Below are 21,021 nucleotides of genomic sequence, written 5' to 3'. Positions count from 1 at the left end.
CGTGGTTGCGGTAGCGCCGTGAGGCCCAAATATCTCCCACACAACCGACAGGAGCCCTCTCATGAAAATCGACCTTTCCGGAAAGACTGCGCTGGTAACCGGCTCCACGGCGGGCATCGGCAACGCCATCGCTAAGGGGCTGGCCGCGACCGGCGCCGAAGTCGTGGTCAATGGCCGCGGTCAGGCCAAGGTCGACGCGGCGATTGCCGCGATCACCAAAGCGGTGCCAGGCGCGAAGGTCCGCGGCATCGCCGCCGACGTCTCGACATCGGCCGGTTGCAAGGCTTTGCTCGCGGCGCTGCCCGACGTCGACATCCTCGTCAACAATGCCGGCATCTTCGAGCCGAAGGCTTTCTTCGACATTCCCGACGAGGACTGGAGCCGCTTCTTCGAGGTCAACGTGATGTCGGGCGTGCGGCTGTCGCGCGGCTATATGCAGGGCATGCTGAAGCGCAACTGGGGCCGCATCGTTTTCATCTCCTCAGAATCAGGCCTGAACATCCCGACCGAGATGATCCATTACGGAATGACCAAGACCGCGCAGCTTGCGATCGCCCGCGGGCTCGCGCAGCTGACCCGCGGCACCGCTGTGACCGTTAACTCCGTACTGCCCGGACCGACCATGTCCGAGGGCGTCGAGACCTTCGTCAAGGATCTCGCGAAGCAGAACGGCCAGTCGGTCGAGGAGGCGGCCTCCAACTTCGTCAAGCAGCACCGGCCGAGTTCACTGTTGCAGCGCTTTGCCAGCACCGAGGAGATCGCCAATCTCGTGGTCTATGTCTGCTCCAGGCAGGCATCCGCGACCAACGGCGCCGCGCTGCGTGCCGAGGGCGGCATCGTCAATACGATCGCGTGAGGTGCGGCCATGTCAGCCTATGTAATTTCCGAGGTCGACGTGAAGGAGGCCGCAGGTTTCGAGACTTATCGCACGATCGCCGCCAAGGCCATCGCGCAATATGGCGAGCGCTATCTCGTGCGCGGCGGTGCTGCCGATGTGGTTGAAGGCGGACCGCCGCTGAAGAACATCATCGTCGTCGAATTTCCGTCCATGACGCGCCTGCGCGAGTGGTACGCGTCACCGGAATATGCCGAGGCGCTCAAGCATCGGCGAACGGCGCTCGACCGCCGGCTGATGTTCGTCGAGGGCGTGCCGCCGGTTTAAGCCGCTCCTCTGCCGCCGGCGCAAGCTAGCCTTTGGCCCCGTCGAGGAATTCGCTGAAGCCCGAGGGGCTGTAGGGGCCGAAGCACAATTGCTCCAGAACGCCAATTCCCGTCTGGCTGCCCTGGCGGGCGCGCACCACCTGTTGCACGTGCACGTTCTCGCGGGCCAGCGGGTCGAGCCTCATCGGATCGAACGACTCGCCGCCGAACTCCAGCTCTCCCTTCCACATGCCCTGGCCCCATTGCGGATGACCGTAGCCGAGGCCCTTCATCTGGAATTTGAGGATCGGGTCGAGCGCGATGGTCGAGGTGTGGCCGTCGATGTCGACGAGGTCGATTTCAGCCGACTGCGCCAGACGCGTGTTCGGCACGTAGGTCACGCGGTGCCGCGCGGTCGCCATGCGGCGGTCGCGGCCGTCGACGGCGCCGGGTATATCAGCCTCGCTCTGGTAGAGCGGGGCGGTGATGCCCTCGCGGACCAGCGCCTCGCCATGCGTCCCGTCGAAGAAGATGGCGTGCGAGATGTGGTCGTTCCAGACCAGTGGCGCCCAGAGAAAGAACACGCTCGGCGGCGGCATCGGCGCGCCTCCGACATCGCGTTCGCCGACACTGCGCACGCCCCAGGAGCGATCCTTGGTGCCGTAGCACGTGTGATCGTCGACCTTGATCTCGCCGTCGGGGTGACGCACGACGCCGCGCCAGCGGCCGAACTGGTCGAACCGGGTCGAATCCATGGCGCGGCGGTCGCCCGACCAAAGCGTCTGGCGCGCTTCCTGGATCGCGGCCGTGCGCGCGGAGAAGGTCAGGTCGCAGGCGAGGCCTGTCGCATTGTCGTCGAGCACGACTCGGGTCCGCAGCATCGGTTCGATGACCTCGAGCCTGAACGGGCCGACCTGCATCTCGGTCCGCTCGAGCGGCGCCCGGCGCGAACCGTAGAAGCAATGCTGCCGTCCGCCGCGCTCCACGACGCTGAAGGCGCAATCGAGGATCTTGCGGTGCGGGTAGATCGCGATGCCGATGCCGAAATAATACGCGCCGTCGGCGGTATAGCCATTGAACCAGGTCCGATCATAGACATTGCGGTCGCTGGTCGAGGGAACCGCGATCGGCTCCGGCGTCTGGTGGATGGGGAAGTCGTCAAGTTTGTTGAGCACGTCGATCCCTTTCGATGTCCGAACGCGTTTCTTTCATGCGAACCGGTATCAACTTCGCTCGAAAACGCTCTAGTCCTGCCAGTATGAAAAACTGTTGTGATCCAGTGCTTGCGCGCAGGCGCCACGGGTCATTTTCAGGAACAGCGCGTCACCGCGCTCGGAACGCTGGACGCTGAGTGCGGAGACGACGCCCATCATGATTCCGTGCAGCGTGTAGCGCCGGTAATCCCGCCAGCAATCATCCCAGCCATAGTCCCGCACGCCGCGACGGATCAGCTCCGAATGATAGAACCGCACCAGATCGGCTTCTTGAAGCCGCCGTTCGGACGGATCGATGCCGGCCGACAGAAAATAGGCCACGTCGACGATGCCCGGACCCACCGTCAGGGTCTGCCAGTCCAGCGTCGCCATTGGACGGGTGTTGCCGCGTACGTCGAACAGCATGTTGTCGAGCCGGAAGTCCGCATGCTGCAGCGTTCGCGGCGCCGATCGATCGGACTGGTAGCGCGGTATCGCGTCCGGAAGCCTGTCGATCAACGCCAAAAATTCCGGCTCGATCACGCCGCGATACCGTTCCTTGTAGTGACCGATGATGCCGGGCAGCACCGCGCGAAGGTCTCTGCGCCGGCTTGCGGCCACCACGAAGCATTGTACCGCATCGAGGCTCGGGTCGTTCCATCGCGGCGCATGCAACGCCGCGGCCTCGGTCATCGCTGTCCGGCTGTCGGCGATCGAGCATCCGGCGAGCTGATCGCCCGGGCGTGCGGGTGCCAGATCTTCCAGGATCAGTGTGAAGTCGTCGGTCGCCGGATCGATTTCGGCGAGGATCGGCCGTGGGGTGTGAATGGCGACCGTGGTCGCCAATTCGCGATAGAACGCGACCTCGCGGACGTAAAGCGTGTGCGCGGAACCGGAACGGCGGCTGTCGGGATCTGCGGCCGGGAATTTGCCGACGACGCTTGCAGGCGCGCGTGGCTCGTCCCCGTCATAGCTTAGACGAAATCGATAGGAGTCGCCGACGAGGCCATTGCCGACCGGCTTGCACGCGAGATCGATGACCCTGACCTGGTCAATCACACCGGCTTCGCGCAGCGCCCGCGTCATCCACTCCGGATCGATCCGCGACGGATCAGCCGTGAGCAAACTCATCGGTTTCCTCCCATCCCCGTGGGCGTCACCACCGCTCCAGCCGCGCGTTGCACGGCCGGATTGAGGGCGGGGTGATCGTTGCGCAAATCATACAGGCGATGTCGTGGCTTTGGCAAAAGCCGTGCGCGGGCCTGTGGGGATATCTCGCGAGCAGTGCAGGGCGGCTCAGCGTCAGCGTAACCCGCCGTCCTTGATGGTGGGATGGTGGATTACGCCTTTGGCTAACCCATCCTGCGCAGCAGCCTTACCAGCCTTCCAGCACGATCTTGCCGCGCGACTTGCCACTTTCGAGCAGCGCATGGGCGCGCTTGAGGTTGGCGGCGTTGATGGTCCCGAAGGTCTGGTCGAGCGTGGTGCGCAGCACGCCCTTGTCGAGGAGGTCGGCGACATCGTTGAGCAGATGATGCTGCGCGATCATGTCAGGCGTCTGGAACGATGAGCGCGTGAACATCGATTCCCAGTGCACCGAGACCGCCTTGCCCTTGAACGCGGCGACGTTGAACTCCGGCGGATCGTCGATCAGGCCGAACTTGCCCTGCGGCGCGATGAAATCGGCGATCGACTTGTAGTGCTGATCGGTGAAGGTGAGGCTGGCGACGAGCCCGACCGGCGGCAGCTTCAGCTGCTCGATCTGCTCCTTCATCGGCTGCGAGTGATCGATCACGGCATGCGCGCCGAGATCGAGGCACCATTTTCGCGACTCCGGCCGCGTCGCGGTCGCAACCACGGTCAAGCCGGTGAGGCGGCGCGCCAGCTGGATCAGGATCGAGCCGACGCCGCCGGCGCCACCCGTGATCAGCAGCGTGCGCGGATCGAGGCTCTTGCCGGCCACGGCGCCGAGCCGGTCGAACAGCAGCTCCCACGCGGTGATCGAAGTCAGGGGCAGGGCGGCCGCCTGCGCGAACGACAGAGATGCCGGCTTGTTGCCGACGATGCGCTCGTCGACCAAATGAAATTCCGAATTGGTGCCCTGGCGCAGGATCGAGCCCGCGTAGAATACTTCATCGCCGGGCTTGAAGAGGGAGACGTCGGGCCCGACCGCGTCGACCACGCCGGCCGCATCGAAACCGAGGATCTTGTATCCTCCGTCGGTCGGCGCCGCGCGCTTGCGCACCTTGTAGTCGACCGGGTTGGCCGAGATGGCCTTGACCGCGACGCGGATGTCGCGCCCCTTCGGCTCGGGCTTGGCGATCTCGAAATCGACGAGTGAATCCGCCGCCTCGATCGGCAGCGACTTTTGGTATCCGACGGCCTTCATGGCTGGTCTCCGTAATGGGCGATTGCCTGCCGTCTTACCTGTCGCGCTGGCGTCCTTTTGGCAAGTACTGTAAAAACAGGGAACTAGTCCCTGTTTGTATACTATTGGGAAATATCCGATGAAACGGCAGAATTTCGCCCGGCGGCCAGGCTGCGCGGTCGAGACGGCGCTCGACCTGATCGACGGCAAATGGAAGGGCGTGATCCTGTATCATTTGCAGGCCGGCACCCAGCGCTTCGGCGAGCTGCGTCGGCGGATGCCCGGCATCACCCAGCGCATGCTGACCAAGCAGCTGCGTGCGCTCGAGGACGATGGGCTCGTAATCCGCAAGGTCTACGCCGAGGTGCCGCCGCGGGTCGAATACACGCTCTCCGAACTCGGCGAGAGCCTGCGCCCGGTGATCGATATCCTGAAAGCCTGGGGCGAGGGCCATCAGGAGCGGTTGTCCTGCGCGCCGGCGCCGGAGGTTGTTGTGAAGAAAGCGAAGCGCGCGGCCTGACAATTTGAAATGAAGAAGGCCGGGAGCGATGTCGCTCCCGGCCTTCTGTTGTCGACGACAGATCAGATCGCGTCAGAAGGCGACCTGCGTACGCAGCGCCACCGCGTCGAACTTCGAGCCGACATCCGCAGGCGATGTCGCCGAGGCCTGCTTGGCGATGTCGCCGTGCAAATAGTTCAGCATGAAGCGGACATTGTTGTTGACGTACCAGTTCAGCGCGGCGGTGTAGACGGTCTGCCGTCCACCCGCGACACCGACCGCCTGGCCGACCTGGTCGTTGAGATTCATCGTGCTGACGCGGCCGGCGATTTCCCAGGCGCCCCAGCCGCCGGCGAGGGAGAACGGATCGTGCGGCTTGATACCGCCGTAGGAGGCCGTTGCTGGGTTGTAGGCGTGGTTCTCGCCGGTCAGCACGTAACCGACCTGCGCGTAACCGCCGTCGAATTTCAGGCTCGGCGCGCCGAACGGGGGCAGCCCGGTATTTGCAGAACGGTCGACATTGAACCAATAATATTCGCCCTGCGCGATGAACGGGCCATAGGTTGCTGCCGCCTCGACGCCGTAGACCTGCGCGCCTGAGACGTTGGCGATTGCACCGGTCGAGATCAGCGTCGTTGGATCGATGCGCAGCTCGGGCCGGTCGCTGAGCGTGAGCGTCTGCGCCTGCGTGAGCTGGTTGCGCGGCGGCTGCACCAGCCATTCCGCATCGGCGCCGATATGCACCGAATAGTTGTTGCCGCTGATCGGATTGCCGGCGACGCGGATGACGCCGCCATATTGCTCGGACGTGCCGGCCGGCGAGACGCTTGAGGCAGAGTGGATCGAGCCCGTTGTCGGTCCGGTGACATAGCCGCCGATCCAGAGCTGGTCGTTCCACCAGCGGGTGCCGGCGCCCGAACGGAAGTCACCGGCCGCGATGTTCTGCGCGATGATGCCGACCGAGGCGCGCTCCATGAACAGGATGTCGTTGGAGCTGGTCGCTTCGTCCAGCGTCCACGGGATGTCCATGATGCCGCCTTCGATCGCCATCTTGCCGCCGAACGGCTTGAAGCCAGTGTAGCTCAGATAAGCATTTTCGACGCCGGAGGTGCCGCCGCCCGGCAGCGATCCCGGTGCCGCACCGCCGAAGCCGTCGGACGAGCCGCCGAAGTCGTAGATCAGCGCGTAATTCCAGTCGCCGAAGAATTTGCCGACGATACCGATGCGGGCGCGGCGGAGGTTCTCGCCGCTGTCGAGCTTCTGCGGCGACGTGCCCGCGGAGTTCGGACGATAGTCGTAGCCGCCGACATCCCAGTGCACGCGGCTCGTGATCGCAACGCAGTTCTGTTCGTCCGCGGTGCAGATCGTCGGCCGGTTGTTCGGCAGCGTCACCACGACGCCCGACGGCGCGACCGGGCCCTTCACCGGGATCGCGGCGTTGGCGCTTGCGACCCGCGCGGCCTTGGCATCGGCCGCCTTCGCGTTGGCGTTTGCGCTGGCTGCGGTCGCGGTGTTGGCGTTGGTCTGTTTCTGCAGTCTGTCGAGTTTCTGCTCGAGCATCTTCAGCTGCTGCTTCAGCAGCGCGATTTCCGCGTCGCTGCCGCCCCCGGCCGATTGCGAATAAGCCGGCGAGGCGGCGAGCGCCCCTGCCAGCCCTATGGCGATTGCACCAACTTTTGTCGCACCCATTGCGCACCCCTGTTGTGTTTGAATTCCCCACTCACTCACGCACTGAAAACGTCCTAGGAGCTGATCGTGACTGACGCACGACAGCGCTTCCAGGCATCGCAGTTCCGCTTGTTGTCCGCGGGCAACAAGCGGAGCGGCGCAGTGAGATGACAGCCATCATAGAAGCTTCGCGGCGCGCTTCAACGCGGCCGCCGCTGGTTTTGCACCGGTCCGGCGGAAGCCGTTTATCCGGCCGGGCGCCCTTCAATTGCCCCGCGAACACGCCTATATTCCGGCGTTTCCTCGAGAGGTGAGAATGCTCCGACCTGTTCGCTTCGCTGCCATATCCGCTCTGTGCACGTTGGCTTTCATGGGGAATCCTTCCCCATCCGCGGCCCAGGACCGCCGCGTGCCGTCCTCGCAGGCCGAGCTGCAGCTGTCCTATGCGCCGATCGTGCAGCGGGTGCAGCCGGCGGTGGTCAACGTCTATGCCGCCAAGACGGTGCAGAACCGCAATCCGTTCCTGGACGATCCGATTTTCCGCCGCTTCTTCGGCGTCCCGGGGCAGCAACCCGAGCAGATGCAGCGCTCGCTCGGCTCCGGCGTGATGGTCGACGGCTCCGGCCTTGTGGTCACAAACAATCACGTGATCGAGGGCGCCGACCAGGTGAAGGTCTCGCTCGCCGACAAGCGCGAATATGAAGCCGAGATCGTGCTGAAGGACAGCCGTACCGACCTCGCGGTGCTGCGGCTGAAGAATACCGACAAGGAGAAGTTCGCAACGCTCGACTTCGCGAATTCCGACCAGCTGCAGGTCGGCGACGTGGTGCTCGCGATCGGCAATCCGTTCGGCGTCGGCCAGACCGTCACGCACGGCATCATCTCGGCCTTGGCGCGCACTCAAGTCGGGATCACGGATTATCAATTCTTCATTCAGACCGACGCCGCGATCAATCCTGGCAATTCGGGCGGCGCGCTGGTCGACATGACCGGCCGGCTCGCCGGCATCAACACGGCGATCTTCTCGCGCTCCGGCGGTTCGCAGGGCATCGGATTCGCGATCCCGGCCAACATGGTGCGCGTGGTGGTGGCCTCCGCCAAGAGCGGCGGCAAGGCGGTGAAGCGGCCATGGCTCGGCGCGCGGCTGCAGGCGGTCACGCCGGAGATCGCGGAGACGCTGGGACTGAAGCTGCCGAGCGGCGCCTTGGTCGCCAACGTCGCGCCGAACAGCCCCGCGGCGAAGGCCGGGCTCAAGCTGTCCGACCTGATCGTCGGGATCGACGGCACACCGGTCGACGATCCCAACGCGTTCGACTACCGCTTCGCGACCCGTCCGCTCGGCGGGAACGCGGAGATCGAGGTGCAGCGCGCCGGCAAGCCGGTGAAGCTCACCGTGCCGCTGGAGACCGCGCCCGATACCAACCGCGACGAGATCGTGCTGACCGCGCGCTCGCCGTTCCAGGGCGCCAGGGTGGCCAACATCTCGCCGGCGCTGGCCGATGAGCTGCATCTCGACGCCGGCGCCGAGGGCGTCGTGGTGACCGAGCTCGCCGATGACGGCACCGCCGCCAATGTCGGCTTCCAGAAGGGTGACATCATCCTCGCCGTCAACAATGAAAAGATCGCGCGGACTGGCGACCTCGAGAAGGCATCGAAGACGGGGACGCGGGTCTGGCGCATCACGCTGATGCGCGGCGGCCAGCAGATCAACGTGACGCTCGGCGGATGAGCCCCAAGCAACCCCGCGAGGCTGCAAACCTGTTCGCCGCGGCGGGGATGGAGCAGGACGCGCCGCACCCGCTGCCGGACCGGTTGCGCCCGCGTACGCTGGCCGACGTCGTCGGCCAGGATCACATCCTCGGCCCCGACGGCGCGCTGACCCGCATGCTGGAGACGCGCACGCTGGGCTCGCTGGTGTTCTGGGGACCGCCGGGCACCGGCAAGACCACCGTTGCGCGGCTGTTGGCCGACGCCACCGAGCTGCACTTCGAGCAGATCTCCGCGGTGTTCTCCGGCGTCGCTGATCTGAAGAAGGCGTTCGATGCCGCACGCGCCCGCCGCGAAACCGGCAAGGGCACGCTGCTGTTCGTCGACGAGGTGCACAGATTCAACCGCGCGCAGCAGGATTCCTTCCTGCCGGTGATGGAGGACGGCACGGTGGTGCTGGTCGGCGCCACCACCGAAAATCCGTCGTTCGAGCTCAACGCGGCGCTGCTGTCGCGCGCCCGTGTGCTGGTGTTTCACTCGCTCGATGCTGCCGCGATCGAAAAACTGTTTGCCAATGCCGAGAAGATCGAGGGCAAGAAGCTGCCGCTCGACGCGGAAGCGCGCGCCGTGCTGGTGCGGATGGCCGATGGCGACGGCCGCGCCTCGCTGACGCTCGCCGAGGAGGTCTGGCGCGCCGCGCGCAAGGGCGAGGTGTTCAACGCCGAGCAGTTGCAGGACATCCTGCAACGGCGTGCGCCGATCTACGACAAGTCGGCCGACGGCCACTACAATCTGATCTCGGCGCTGCACAAGTCGGTGCGCGGCTCCGATCCGGATGCGGCATTGTATTATCTCGCGCGCATGCTCGATGCCGGCGAGGATCCGCTGTTCCTGGCGCGGCGCGTGGTGCGCATGGCGGTCGAGGACATCGGCCTGGCCGATCCGCAGGCGCTGGCAGTCTGCAACGCCGCCAAGGATGCCTATGACTTCCTGGGCTCGCCGGAGGGAGAGCTCGCGATCGCGCAGGCCGTGGTCTATCTCGCCACCGCGCCGAAATCGAACGCGGTCTACAGCGCGTTTGGCGCAGCGATGCAGACCGCAAAGCAGGGCGGCTCGCTGCTGCCGCCGAAACACATCCTGAATTCGCCGACCAAGCTGATGAAGTCGGAGGGCTATGGCTCCGGCTATCAATATGATCACGACATGCCCGACGCATTCTCCGGCCAGGACTATTTCCCGGAAGCGCTGGGCCGCCAGACCTTCTACGATCCGCCGGACCGCGGCTTCGAGCGCGAGATCCGCAAGCGACTGGATTACTGGCAGCGGTTGCGCAGGGAGCGGGGCGGAAGCTAGAGCACGATGAGATTAGGCTGTGGCCGCGAATAACGCGCGTTCCGTTCCTGCCTGCGGCGTGGAGGCGTCAGTTGCAGGAGCCCGCAAATGCCATATGCAACAGCCTTGGGGCAAGGAACACTTGCGTAATTTCGGAATAGTAGAAGAATATCCCTGAATTGCCCGACGTGTCAAGTTGCTTGGTCGAACGCCAGCCGCCGCCGGCTACCTTGCATGGGGTTGTTCTCGATATTTTGGCAGCGCCCGCTGCGGCGGCCCATAATTTCATATTGCTCTAGCGCGTCACTTGACGCTCTTCACAAATTCCAAGATCTCATCCGTCAACCGCGTGTCCGGAGTGTTGATCGCATAGACCTCCGACATATGGCTGTGCTGGGGCAGCATGAAACTGCGGGCGCAGCCGCTCGGCCGCTTGCAGGTGGCCTGCTTCAACAGTTCGAACTGCTCAACGAAGCGCGGCGGGTCGAGCTCGGCTGCGGTGATCAGGAGCGGGATCGGACTTGCGACGAGGCCTTGCAGCGAAGACCGCTCGGCATAGCGCGAGGGGTCGGAGCCGTAATAGGTGAGCTCGGCATCGCCGGCCGGCGAGGCCGTCAAATCGTAGATACCCGACACCATGATCGCGCCGGCAAGGCCGCCGCCCTTCACCTTGTGGAATTCGCCGTGGGAGACATAGCTCGCGACATGGATCGCGCCGACCGACTGGCCCATCAGGAAGATGCGCCTGGGGTCGCCGCTGCGGGACGCGATGTTGTCCGTGACCCACTGCACGATCGCGCCCATGTCTTCCGCGCCGGCCGGCCAGGGAAAGGCCGGCGCCAGGCGATAGGTGGCATTGACGCCGACAAAGCCGCTCTTTGCGGCCCACAGCATGACGTTGTCGTAGAACGGGCTGCCGGGGGCGCGCTTGCTGCCGGCAACAAAGCCGCCGCCATGGATGTAGATCAGCACCGGCCGCGGCGGCGCCGCTGTGTCCGGCGTGAAGATGTCGAGCAAATGGCGGTCGGCGGGGCCGTATTTGACGTCGCGCTCGACCTTGACGCCTTGATAGGGCTCTTTCTGTTGCAGCGGCGCATAGAGCGCGGCCGTCTTGGGCGGGTCGATGACGCGGCCGAGTTCCAGGAGCTTCCACGCGAGGTCCTCCGGCATCGGGCTTTGCTGGGCCAGCGCCGGGCCGGTGAGCATCAGGGCCGTCGCCAAAGCCGATACCGCCAGTCTCATTGCAGGGCCCCCATCGCATGCCGTACGCGGCCGAACATGGCCGATGTTGTGCCGGATTTACACCGATTCGCCGTGACGATTCGCGGCGTTTGCGCTACCCAACGGCTTAACTTCGGAGTTGCAACCCCATGAGCCGCCGCGTCAAGAGACCTCTCCGCCCAGCCGCCGACCGCGCCAAGGGTGCGCATCCCAAGGGTGCGCATCCCAAGGGCGCGCGTCCCCATCGCGGCGCGGCGGCCGAGCGGGCGCCGTCGCATCGTCCGGGCGGCAAGCCAGTGGTGCGCCTTGGCGACAAGCAGCGTGTGCCCAAGCCATTCGTAGCTGAGCCGGAGAAGAGCGTCGCCGAGCCGCCGCCGTTGCCGACCAAGGTGCAGACCGTGGTGGTAACGGCGGACGAGAACAACATGCGGGTCGACCGCTTTCTCGAGGCGCGTTTCCCTGGCCTGTCGTTTTCCCACATCCAGCGCATCGTTCGTAAGGGCGAGTTGCGCGTCAACGGCAAGCGTGCGGACAGCAAGGACCGGCTGGAAGAAGGGCAGAGCGTCCGCATTCCGCCGCTAAAGCTCGACACGCCGAAGGCCGCCGGCAGCCTCTCCGAAGCGGCCAGGAAGACGCTGCAAGATCTCAAGGACATGATCCTGTTCGAGGACGCCGACGTGATGGTGCTGAACAAGCCAGCAGGTCTGGCGGTTCAGGGCGGCTCCGGCATCACGCGCAATGTCGACGACATGCTGGAGGTGATGCGCGACGCCAAGGGGCAGAAGCCGCGGCTGGTGCATCGGCTCGACAGGGAGACCTCCGGCTGCCTGCTGATCGCCAAGACGCGTTTTGCCGCGACCGCTCTGACCGGCTCGTTCCGTCATCGCTCCGCGCGCAAGATCTACTGGGCGCTGGTGGCCGGCGTGCCGAAGCCGAAGCAGGGCCGAATCTCGACCTATCTCGCCAAGGAAGAGAGCGAGGAGGACAGCATCATGCGGATCGCGGCGCATGGCGACGAAGGCGCGAGCCACGCCGTCACCTATTACGCCGTGGTCGAGACCTCTGCGACGAAGCTCGCCTGGGTCTCGCTCAAGCCGGTGACCGGCCGCACCCATCAACTGCGCGCGCACATGGCGCATATCGATCACGCGATCGTGGGCGACCCGAAATATTTCAACAAGGAAAACTGGCAGCTGCCCGGCGGCCTGCAGAACCGGCTGCATCTGCTCGCCCGCCGCATCGTGATTCCGCATCCGCGCGGCGGCGTGATCGATGCCACCGCGCCGCTGCCGCCGCACATGCTGCAATCCTGGAATCTGCTCGGGCTCGAGGCCGAGCGGTTCGACCCGATCGAGAACGCGCCCGAGGAGTGACGGCGGACGCCGTCTCTCACAACATCCTTCGCGGACAGCAACAACGATCAAAGCAGCTCCGGGCGCGGCGGCTATGCTGCTGCGCGCCGGTCGTTGCCGGTATGCCATCATCAAAGAGGTTGTCCATGTCCGGGATCTGGCTGCGCGTCGCTTTTTTCCTTATCGGCTGGGCCGTCGCCTCGGGGTCGGCACATGCCGAGACCATGGTCCTCCGCGGCGGCACGCTTTACGCATCGGCCGATGCGGCTGCGCTACCGGATGCGGTGATCGTGATCACCGACGGCGTCATCAACGCGGTCGGCAAGTCCGGTGAGGTCCAGACGCCTCCGGATGTGCGCGTGATCGATTGCAGCGGCAAGACGATTGTTGCCGGGTTCTGGAACAGCCACGTGCATTTCACAGAACATGTCTGGCACAACGCCGGCGAGGCGCCGGCCGCGGCGCTGACGCAGCACATGCAGGAGATGCTGACGCGCTGGGGCTTCACCACGGCCTGGGACCTCGGCTCCGATCCAAGGAACACGCTGCCGCTGCGCAAGCGCATCGCGGCTGGCGAGGTCGCCGGTCCCAGCATCCTGCTCGCCGGCAACGTGTTTCCCAAGGGCGGGCATCCCGTCTACCTGCCGCCCGGATTGCAGCTTCCCGAAGCCGCGACACCGGAGGAGGCGGCGAAGTGGGCGCGCGACTGGCTCGCGATGGGCGAGGACGGCATCAAGCTGTTCACCGGCGCGTTCATGGGCGACAAGCCCGTCGTGAACATGGATCCGGCGATTGCGAAAGCGGCCGTGGACGTGGCGCATGCGCAGGGCAGGCCGGTGTTCGCGCACCCGCAGAACAAGATCGGCGTCGAGACGGTGATCGCATCCGATGTCGACGTGCTCGCGCACACCACGCCAAGCGAGCCCGGCTACACCGGGGACCAGCTGGCGCGGTTCAAGGCACAGGGGACGGCGCTCGTTCCGACGCTGTCGCTGTTCACGACCGTCGTTCTCGATCCAAACGTTACAAATCGTCTGGTCGCGGCGACCGTCAACCAGCTCAAGCAGTTTTCGGAGAACGGCGGCACGGTGCTGTTCGGCACCGATGTCGGCTTCACCACGCTGTACGACACCACGCAGGAATTTGAGCTGATGCATCGCGTGCTCTCGGAACGCCAGGTGCTGGCCTCGTTGACGACCAACCCGGCGCGGTTCTTCAAGGCGGCGAAGAAGGGCAAGGTGGAGCAGGGCTTCGACGCCGATCTCGTGGTGCTGGACGGCGATCCGCTCAGCGACGTCGGCAATCTCGCGAAAGTGAGCACCACCATCCGTGCCGGTCACGTGATCTATCAGAAGCCGTGAAGGCCGGCCGGGGAACTCGCATATCAAGGGTCGCGTTGACGCATGCAGCAATCACTTGAACCATCGCTGCTTCGTCACGAGATATGGACCATGAAACGATCCTTGATTGTTGCCTGCACCTTGCTCTGGGCCATGGGAGCGGCGAGCGCTGTTGCGCAAATCGTTACGCCCGGCGGCCGTTCGATCTACGACCCGCCGATACCCCAGCCTCCGCCGTCGCCGAAGATCGAGGTGCCGGCGATCCCCAAGATGGATGCGCCGACGCAGCCGAACCTCCGTTCTCCGCCGCGCAGTTCGTTCAGCGACCGCGTCAGCCGGTGCCTGGACGAGGCCGCCGCCGCCGGCATGAACCAGGGCGATCGCGCCGCTTATTCGCGATCCTGCGCTAACCAGGACTAACGCCGGCAGACGTCAAAACATCAGCTTGTAGCCGATGTGGCTGCCGACGAATCCCAGCCGCTCATAGAAGCGGTGCGCATCGGGGCGCGCCTTGTCGGTCGTCAGCTGCACGAGATTGCAGCCCTTCGCCGTGCATTGCGCGATCGCCCATTCGAACATCTGCTGCCCAACGTCCGAGCTTAACGAAATCCGCCGGCCTTTCGGGCCGGCGGATCGTTGTGTCGCGAGGTGCGGTCGTCAGTGGTCCCAACCGCCGCCTTGATCCCAGCCGCCACCATGATGATGGCCGCCGCCGTCGAAGTCGAAGACGTCGAACAGATCGCTGAGCGCCGGGCTGTTGACCGGAACATAGGGATTGCCGGGCGCCGCAACCGGGTTCGGGAAGTTGTCGCGGCTGCGATGGGTGATCGGCTCCAGGCGCCAATTCCGCTCGATGAATTTGATGATCGAGACGTGATCGGAATATTCATGCGAGATGTGGCCCTGCCGCGCGAACGGCGACACCACGATCAGCGGAATACGCGTGCCGTCGCCGAAGTAGTCGAGCGGCTGCACATAGCCTGAGTCGAAGTAGCCGCCACCCTCGTCGAAGGTGATGAAGATCGCCGTGTCCTTGGCATAGTCGGAGCCCTCGACCTGGTCGACGATCTTCTTCACGAAGCCCTCGAACAAGTTGAGCTTGGACGACGACGGGTGACCGTCGGTGAAGCCGCTCGGCTTGACGATGGAGACCGCCGGCAGCGCGTGCTTGGAGAGGTCGGAGTAGAGATCGACCGAGTCCTTGATATGGGCTGCGACCTGGTCCGGGTGCGACATGATCGAGGTGTCGTACTGGAACGGATTGCAGATGTTGCAGTACTCGTCCGCGTTGGGGCCGGCTGCACCCCAGTTGAGCTGGTAGGGATCGTTGACGTAGTTGTTCCACTGGTCGCCGTAATACTTCCAGGAGATGTTCCGCTCGTTCAGGCTGTCGCCGATGCTCTTTCGGGTCGACGGCGGGATCGTGAACGGCGTGTTGGACGGGTTGGTGTCGGTGTAGGCGTTCCTGCCGTTGCCGAAGTAACCCGGATTGTAGTTGTTCAAGAGATAATAGTGGCCGGGTTCGCAATTTGCATTGATCCGGATCCCCTTCAGGTAGTCCAGGATCGGCTTGACGCCGGGCTGGCTCGGATCCGAGCAGTCGCTGTAGGAGCCGCCGCCGGACACCGGGCTCGTCTGGTAGGGCGGCGGGAAGCCGCCATTGCCGCCGGCGCCGTAGCCGTCCTCGGTGTACCAGTTGTTGGTGCCGGCAGCCGGATTCGGATTCTCGATCTGATGGACGATGCCGGCGTCGGGCGTGCCGCCGAACACCTGCGTGCCGTTCGGCGGGACGGCGGCGTTGCCGTAGGTGTCGCTGAAGTAAAGCATGTCGGCATGGCCGAACATGATGTGGTTGGCACCGGTGCCGCCGTTGACGGACTGATGGAAGTTGTCGCTCATCGCATATTTCTGCGCGAGAGACGTGAAGTAGGGTACGTCGCCTTTCTGCACGTTGTAGAAGCCGAGCGCAGTCGAACCCTCGCCTGTGGTCGTTGCCGTCGGCGAGTATTCCGTGGAGAAGTTGGAGGGCTGCGTCGCACCGTTGGCGCCGGCACCGACGGTCACTTCGACCCAGGCGAACAGATTGCCGCCGCAGCCCGACGGATTGTCGCGGCTGGCCGCCGAGTGGTTGCAGTTCAGCTGCTGCCACATCTGGTAGAACCGATGCACCGGGCTTGCCGCATAGGCGTCGTAGGGCATGGCGTCGCTGTTGGTGAGCTGGAACGGACCGGCCGGCAGCGCGCTGACATTGGTGATGCGCTGGTCGGGGGTCTGCGAGGTCTGGCCGGTGCCGCCGCTCAGCAGGAACTGGTAGTACTCGGACGGCAGGCCGGATTCCGACTGCTGCGCCAGCGCAAGCGAAGCCTCGCAGGTCGTGATCGGCGAGCTGCCGCATTTGTTCGGGATGTAGGAGACTTTGGGGCCGCCGACCAGCGGAGCCGGCAATTGATCCTTGGGGAAGTTCTGCTTCGGCGGGCTCAGCAGGAACGCGTCGTTAAGGCCGGTATCCGTCGCTGCCTGCTGATGCGCCTTTTCGAAGTTCGGCCCGGGGATCGCGTTCTTGCTGGCGTCGAGCTTGACGATGCCCTGCGAGAGCAGGTTGAACACACTCTCGCCGGAACGCTGGGGCACGTAGGTCGCGAACACGTGGTCGAAGCTGCGGTTCTCGCCGATGATGACGATCACGTGCTTGATCGGCGACCGCGTCTCGTGTCCACCGTGGTGATTCCAATCCTCCGCAAGCACCGGGCCGGCGGTGAATTGACCCAGCGCAAGTGCGCTGAGGGTAAGGCGGCAACCCTGCAGCCAACGTGACTTGTGCTTGTCGCGCATTAAAGCTCTCCTTTTTGCTGATTGAGCGGCTTGGTGGAACTTGCGGTGTCTCGCGGCACGACCTTGATCCGCCCCATCATGCCGCCGTCCTCATGCTCGAGGACGTGGCAGTGGTAGACGAAGGTGCCGACGATGTTGGGATCGCGAAAATCCATGCGCAGGCGCACGCTCGGATATTTCAGCATCCGACCGTTGTAGTAGGGGACGTTGACGGTATCGCGCAGGAACGGCTCGTTGACTGCAACGCCGGACCAGTCGAGCAGCTGGAAGTGGAGCTGATGGATGTGGAAATCATGCAGCTCCATCGAGCGGTTCTCGATGATCCAGTCCTCGACGTCGCCCTGCCGTACGGTGATATCGGGCACATCCGACTGCGGATCGAACGGCTTCGGCGTCTCTCCATCGATGGTCATGAAGAACTTGGTCGGGCTGTTCGGATCGTTCGGATTCTCCGGCTGCTCGGAGAAGAACAGCTTCCTGACCCGCACCGGTGGGACGTCTCCGACCCACGGCCGCTCCGGTCGCGGCAGCGGGTCGGCGTGAGCAGGCAGTGCGGCCTCTGGCTCGCGTGCACCGGCCAAAGCGGTGATCGCAACCAGCGCGCGGTTGGGGTCGTTTTCGCCGGCGGGCCCGGTGTCGACCGCGCGCGTCACCAGCATGGCCGAGCTGCCGGCCGGCGGTCCCTTGACGATGAATTCGGCGCGCGAGCCCGGCGGCAGGCCGATATGGTTGACCCATTGCACTGATGGCGATGGGCTGCCCTGGAACTGCAACGGCACCCCATCGAGCCCGACGATGCCGATCTGCTGCGGCGCACGGCCGATCAGCAGCGCGAGGTTGAGATAGGTGATCGCGGACGCGTTCAGCACCCGCCAGAGCTGCCGTTCGCCCGGCTTCATCGCGAGCCTGGCCGGCGGATAGTTCGGATAGGGCACCGGCACGAAGTTGACGGAGAGATCCTTCGACGGCTTGCCGAAGCCGGTGCCGGAGTTGGCGACGTCGCCATCATTGTCGAGCTGGCTCTTGGTCATGACCGGCTCGAATTTCGACGGCGGGGCGTCGGGATTGACGAGATCCTGGTCGCGGATCACGAGCACCCGCTCAGGCAATCCGGCGAGCGAAGGATCAGCGCGCTCGATGCCTTCGATGATGATGGCGCCGGAGGCGCCGCCGAGCACCTGCGTCTTGCTGAAACCGTGCAAATGCGGGTGGTACCAATAGAGGCCGGGCGGCGCGTCGTCCGGAATGCGCAGACGGTATTCGAACGGCGCGTCGTCGGGCTGGATAGAGGTCTTCAGCACATCGTCCTGGTGACAAACCGGCGGCACGGTCAGCCCGTGGAAGTGCAGATTGGTCGAGATCGGCGTCATCGCGCCGCTCTCGCAAACGTCGGCTTTCTGTCTCGTCGTGCAGATCGGCGCGCCGGCGAGTGGGCGGTCGATCGCAGGCGTTGCCGTATCGAGGTCGACAAGGTCGTTCTTGAAATGGATGACCAGCTGATCGCCCGGCTTCAGCCGCAGGGTCGGCGACGGCTTGCCGTCCGGTGTCAGGTAGCAATAGCGGCTCGTTCCATCCGGCAGCCTCTCGTCGTGGATGCTGAGGTCGGTTTCGAGCACGCCGCCGCTGCTGCGCAGTTCGGCAGGTTCCTCGATCGCGCTTCCGGGCTTGGGCCGGGCACAAACGTCCCGTTGCGCGCGCGGCGCGTCCTGCAAGCCCGTGGCACGGAGCCAGGCCGTCACGCCGCTCGCGGCAAGCCCAAGGCAGGCCGCGGCCATGACACAACAAACGGTCGAAAGTCGTCGTGCCACGCCGCCCCGCCAATACGTCGCCATCGGCGCGCGAGCGCGCACTGACGCCACACGTGACGTCGGTCCACGTCTTGCGACCGCAAACGGTCGACAAATGCTTCTGTTTGGTTTTGGGAGGCTAGCCGCGCGTTGTTGCCGGAATCTGGCAGGTTTTTAACAGGTGGATGACAGCAACTTGCGGCACTTCGACGCGGAGCGCGAGAGAGATGCTCAAACCCGCTGACCGATCAACCGGATGGACCATTCGCGGACTGAATTGCGGAGAAAGCAGGACGCGCAGGCAACCGTCAGATATTTTTTTGCCGTAACCGATCCTCTCATGCGTCGTCATGCCGACGACGAACAGGTTCCAACGAACGGCCTCGTGGCTTCGAGCAAATGCGAGCGAGATTAGCGCCTGAACTGCGCCAAAAACATCCGCGGCGAATCGTGCGGGCTTTCGACGTCCGAGATCATCCAGCCGTCGGGTCTGGCTTGCGGGATTTGGAGGCGCCTCAGGAACGGGCCGGTCCACGCTGGCCGAATTCAGCGGCGTGTAGCTTCACGAAGTCACGCATGTTCATCGGTGCTTCGCCGGTGAGCTTGTGCATGGCATCCGTCATGCGGTCGTAACGCCCCTGCCTGTTCAACTCCGTCATGGCCGAAAGGTGGTTCACGACGTGCTCGGGAAACCCTGCCAGCCGGAGGCCTCCGCTCCACGCCGGGAGTGGGACCTCGCGATATCGGATGGGTCTGCCAAGCGCCTCGGAGAAAACCGACGCGTAGTGGGTCAGATCCGCAGATTCCGGCCCTGTTAGATCGTAAATTTTTCCGATATGCGGTGCGGGATTGTCGAGGATAACAGCCACGGCACGCGCCACATCAATCGCTGAGATCGGTGAGGTCTTGCCGCCGCCCATCGGCAGCGCCAACTCGTCCGAGGCCCGCACGCCGGCGGCGGCAAGCATGAGAAAGAAACCCTCGAGAAAGACTGTCGGCCGTACAGTGACGACCGGCAGTCCCGACCAGGACAGAGCCTGCTCCGCCAGCCAGTGCAACTTGTGCTGTGGGCTGTTGGTCGTCTCGCTGATGCTCATCTGCGTGACCGTCATCTGCGACATGTTCACGAATGCCTCGACGCCGTGGTGGCGGGCCACCGCAGCGGTGTTGATCGTGGCTTCCAGATATGCCGCCGAGACCGACATTCCGAAATAGATGCGCCCGCAACCTTCGATGGCACGGTGCATCGAGGCGAGGTCCGTCAGGTCGCCTTCCACAACCTCGGCACCGAGCCGCCGCAGGGCTTCGGCGCGCGTGTCCTCGCGGCGAACCAGAGCGCGGACTCTATGTCCTTTCGCAAGGAGGAATTCGGTGAGGTTGCGGCCGATACCGCCGACAGCGCCGGCTGCTCCGGTTACCAGAATCGGGGTGTGGTGTTCATGTTTGGTCGTCATGTCGTTGACCTCGGGTGACACAGCAAGACGGACTGGTAGGCCCGGCTTGCGCCGGTATTTCCTGTTATGCGGCGGCCTGACCTAGCGCGTGGGCAACCCGGCCTGCCGCATGACGAAGCGCTGGATACGCGGGATGATGATCACCAGCATCGGCACGATCACGACGTAGCTCGTCGCCGCGGCTCTCACCCAGCGCACGGCGAAATCGGGCTGGAAGCCATAGTTCAAGGCGAGACCGATGAACGACATGCTGATCGAGGTGATCAGACCGGTGATCATGGAGATTGCGGGTCCGATCATTTTTGGCGGAAGGGCCATTTGCTTGCTCCGGGGAACAGGATTATTATTTAGACGACGTATAACTTATACGGTGTAAAAGCAATAGAGCCGATGCCGCGAACCGCCGATCCGGAGCTACCTCACAGAATTTTGAAGGCCGCCGACGCCCTGTGGCAGTCGGGCGGCGAGGACGCCGTGACGATCCGCGGCGTGGCGGCGGAGGCAGCCACTACGACGCCGACAGTCTATAGCTACTACGCCGACCGGGAGGCGCTGCTGACGGCGTTGCGCACGCTCGCCTTTCAGCGCTTCTCAGCCTACCTCGCGAAATCGCGCGACTTCCGCGATGCCTGCGTACGACATCTCGAGTTCGGCACGAGCCATCCCCGCGACTATGAATTGCTTTACGGACGCGGCTGGATGGAGCGCCTCACGACGGATGCGCAGGGCAGCGAGATCGCACGATACACCAGCCATCTCGTGCGCGCCGGCGTCGATGAAAGCAGGGCCGCGCACGTTGCCTATCCGGTCATGATGATGCTGCACGGCGTGATTATGCATCGGCTGTTGAACAAGAAGCCGAGTCCGCTCGGCCGCACGATCGCCGCAGCCTGCCTCGATGCCTGCATGACGCTGCTCGAGGGCGCGCGGCAGGGAAAATAGGACATCGTTGCGGATTCGTCCGTCCAAGGCGAGAAGCGGCATGTGCGGTCGTACGCCTGCCTCGGCGTCGGAAAGCAGGCAGATTGGCCTTAGTATCTGTCCGAGAACATCTTGAATCATCGGAATCGTTTGTGATTCAAGGGAGGCGGTCCGAATTTGAAGGGGCGCCCATGTGGACGAAGGAGA

General features: G+C 64.4%; 19 protein-coding genes and 1 pseudogene. 9 read left to right on the top strand and 11 right to left on the bottom strand.

Translation table 11 applies throughout. The features are described 5' to 3' along the window. Positions 1-61: 61 nt before the first annotated feature. On the top strand, positions 62-856 hold the full coding sequence (locus ABIB78_RS35545) for an SDR family NAD(P)-dependent oxidoreductase (protein ID WP_429033473.1): 795 nt from the start codon (positions 62-64) through the stop codon (positions 854-856). A gap of 9 nt (positions 857-865) precedes the next feature. Further along, complete coding sequence (locus ABIB78_RS35540; RefSeq protein WP_429033470.1) at positions 866-1,162, top strand: DUF1330 domain-containing protein; 297 nt, start codon at positions 866-868, stop codon at positions 1,160-1,162. A 25-nt stretch (positions 1,163-1,187) separates the two neighbouring features. Here ABIB78_RS35540 and ABIB78_RS35535 read toward each other — a convergent pair whose 3' ends face one another. The 3 genes from ABIB78_RS35535 to ABIB78_RS35525 all read right to left on the bottom strand — a co-directional run bounded on the left by ABIB78_RS35535 (position 1,188) and on the right by ABIB78_RS35525 (position 4,722). Further along, positions 1,188-2,315 carry a hypothetical protein gene (locus ABIB78_RS35535; protein WP_429033469.1) on the bottom strand — a complete coding sequence of 376 codons (1,128 nt, stop codon included), beginning with the start codon at positions 2,313-2,315 and terminating at the stop codon, positions 1,188-1,190. 69 nt (positions 2,316-2,384) lie between these two features. Next, positions 2,385-3,464: a phosphotransferase family protein gene (locus ABIB78_RS35530; RefSeq protein WP_429033466.1), complete on the bottom strand. Its 1,080-nt coding sequence runs from the start codon at positions 3,462-3,464 to the stop codon at positions 2,385-2,387. A gap of 244 nt (positions 3,465-3,708) precedes the next feature. Continuing rightward, entirely contained in the window at positions 3,709-4,722 is a 1,014-nt protein-coding gene (locus ABIB78_RS35525) for a zinc-binding alcohol dehydrogenase family protein (protein WP_429033464.1), read from the bottom strand. A gap of 118 nt (positions 4,723-4,840) precedes the next feature. On the opposite strand from ABIB78_RS35525, the gene ABIB78_RS35520 reads away from it, so the two are divergent. Then, positions 4,841-5,221: a winged helix-turn-helix transcriptional regulator gene (locus ABIB78_RS35520; RefSeq protein WP_429033463.1), complete on the top strand. Its 381-nt coding sequence runs from the start codon at positions 4,841-4,843 to the stop codon at positions 5,219-5,221. Between the two features lie 72 nt (positions 5,222-5,293). Here ABIB78_RS35520 and ABIB78_RS35515 read toward each other — a convergent pair whose 3' ends face one another. After that, positions 5,294-6,889: an OprO/OprP family phosphate-selective porin gene (locus ABIB78_RS35515; protein ID WP_429033460.1), complete on the bottom strand. Its 1,596-nt coding sequence runs from the start codon at positions 6,887-6,889 to the stop codon at positions 5,294-5,296. 349 nt (positions 6,890-7,238) lie between these two features. Here ABIB78_RS35515 and ABIB78_RS35510 point away from each other — a divergent pair, with 349 nt between their 5' ends. Continuing rightward, a complete protein-coding gene (locus tag ABIB78_RS35510) occupies positions 7,239-8,597 on the top strand; it encodes a DegQ family serine endoprotease (RefSeq protein ID WP_429033458.1) in 1,359 nt (452 codons plus the stop codon). Continuing rightward, positions 8,594-9,928 (top strand): replication-associated recombination protein A, encoded by a 1,335-nt coding sequence (locus ABIB78_RS35505; RefSeq protein WP_429033456.1) that lies wholly within the window; start codon positions 8,594-8,596, stop codon positions 9,926-9,928. The genes ABIB78_RS35510 and ABIB78_RS35505 overlap by 4 nt, the downstream gene beginning before the upstream one ends. Positions 9,929-10,210: 282 nt before the next feature. On the opposite strand, the gene ABIB78_RS35500 is transcribed toward ABIB78_RS35505, so the two are convergent. Next, positions 10,211-11,149, bottom strand: coding sequence for an alpha/beta hydrolase (locus ABIB78_RS35500; protein WP_429033453.1), 939 nt, complete (start codon positions 11,147-11,149; stop codon positions 10,211-10,213). Between the two features lie 128 nt (positions 11,150-11,277). Between ABIB78_RS35500 and ABIB78_RS35495 the strand changes: the two genes are divergently transcribed. From ABIB78_RS35495 to ABIB78_RS35485, 3 genes are all read left to right on the top strand, one after another. Then, on the top strand, positions 11,278-12,501 hold the full coding sequence (locus ABIB78_RS35495; RefSeq protein ID WP_429033452.1) for an RluA family pseudouridine synthase: 1,224 nt from the start codon (positions 11,278-11,280) through the stop codon (positions 12,499-12,501). Positions 12,502-12,626: 125 nt separating this feature from the next. Next, positions 12,627-13,841, top strand: a complete 1,215-nt coding sequence (locus ABIB78_RS35490) for an amidohydrolase family protein (protein ID WP_429033449.1) — start codon at positions 12,627-12,629, stop codon at positions 13,839-13,841. A gap of 90 nt (positions 13,842-13,931) precedes the next feature. Next, complete coding sequence (locus ABIB78_RS35485; protein ID WP_429033446.1) at positions 13,932-14,240, top strand: hypothetical protein; 309 nt, start codon at positions 13,932-13,934, stop codon at positions 14,238-14,240. A gap of 12 nt (positions 14,241-14,252) precedes the next feature. On the opposite strand, the pseudogene ABIB78_RS35480 reads toward ABIB78_RS35485, so the two are convergent. The 6 genes and pseudogenes from ABIB78_RS35480 to ABIB78_RS35455 all read right to left on the bottom strand — a co-directional run. Then, positions 14,253-14,417, bottom strand: a pseudogene (locus ABIB78_RS35480) (GNAT family N-acetyltransferase); the annotation flags it as partial. Positions 14,418-14,477: 60 nt separating this feature from the next. After that, positions 14,478-16,652, bottom strand: coding sequence for an alkaline phosphatase family protein (locus ABIB78_RS35475; protein ID WP_429033445.1), 2,175 nt, complete (start codon positions 16,650-16,652; stop codon positions 14,478-14,480). Continuing rightward, on the bottom strand, positions 16,652-18,460 hold the full coding sequence (locus tag ABIB78_RS35470; RefSeq protein ID WP_429033442.1) for a multicopper oxidase family protein: 1,809 nt from the start codon (positions 18,458-18,460) through the stop codon (positions 16,652-16,654). Before ABIB78_RS35470 ends, ABIB78_RS35475 begins: the two co-directional genes overlap by 1 nt. A gap of 118 nt (positions 18,461-18,578) precedes the next feature. After that, positions 18,579-18,974 (bottom strand): hypothetical protein, encoded by a 396-nt coding sequence (locus ABIB78_RS35465; protein WP_429033439.1) that lies wholly within the window; start codon positions 18,972-18,974, stop codon positions 18,579-18,581. After that, positions 18,955-19,893, bottom strand: a complete 939-nt coding sequence (locus ABIB78_RS35460) for an SDR family NAD(P)-dependent oxidoreductase (RefSeq protein ID WP_429033437.1) — start codon at positions 19,891-19,893, stop codon at positions 18,955-18,957. The genes ABIB78_RS35465 and ABIB78_RS35460 overlap by 20 nt, the downstream gene beginning before the upstream one ends. Before the next feature lie 81 nt (positions 19,894-19,974). Beyond that, entirely contained in the window at positions 19,975-20,211 is a 237-nt protein-coding gene (locus tag ABIB78_RS35455) for a DUF2798 domain-containing protein (protein WP_429033436.1), read from the bottom strand. Positions 20,212-20,322: 111 nt separating this feature from the next. Between ABIB78_RS35455 and ABIB78_RS35450 the strand changes: the two genes are divergently transcribed. Continuing rightward, a complete protein-coding gene (locus ABIB78_RS35450) occupies positions 20,323-20,835 on the top strand; it encodes a TetR family transcriptional regulator (RefSeq protein ID WP_429033433.1) in 513 nt (170 codons plus the stop codon). The last annotated feature ends 186 nt before the right edge of the window (positions 20,836-21,021 follow it).

Origin of the sequence: Bradyrhizobium sp. I1.14.4 (assembly GCF_050435825.1) — a bacterium.
GTDB lineage: Bacteria > Pseudomonadota > Alphaproteobacteria > Rhizobiales > Xanthobacteraceae > Bradyrhizobium.
The sequence above is the reverse complement of the archived record's forward strand: the minus strand, read 5'-3'. Positions and strand labels throughout refer to the sequence as shown.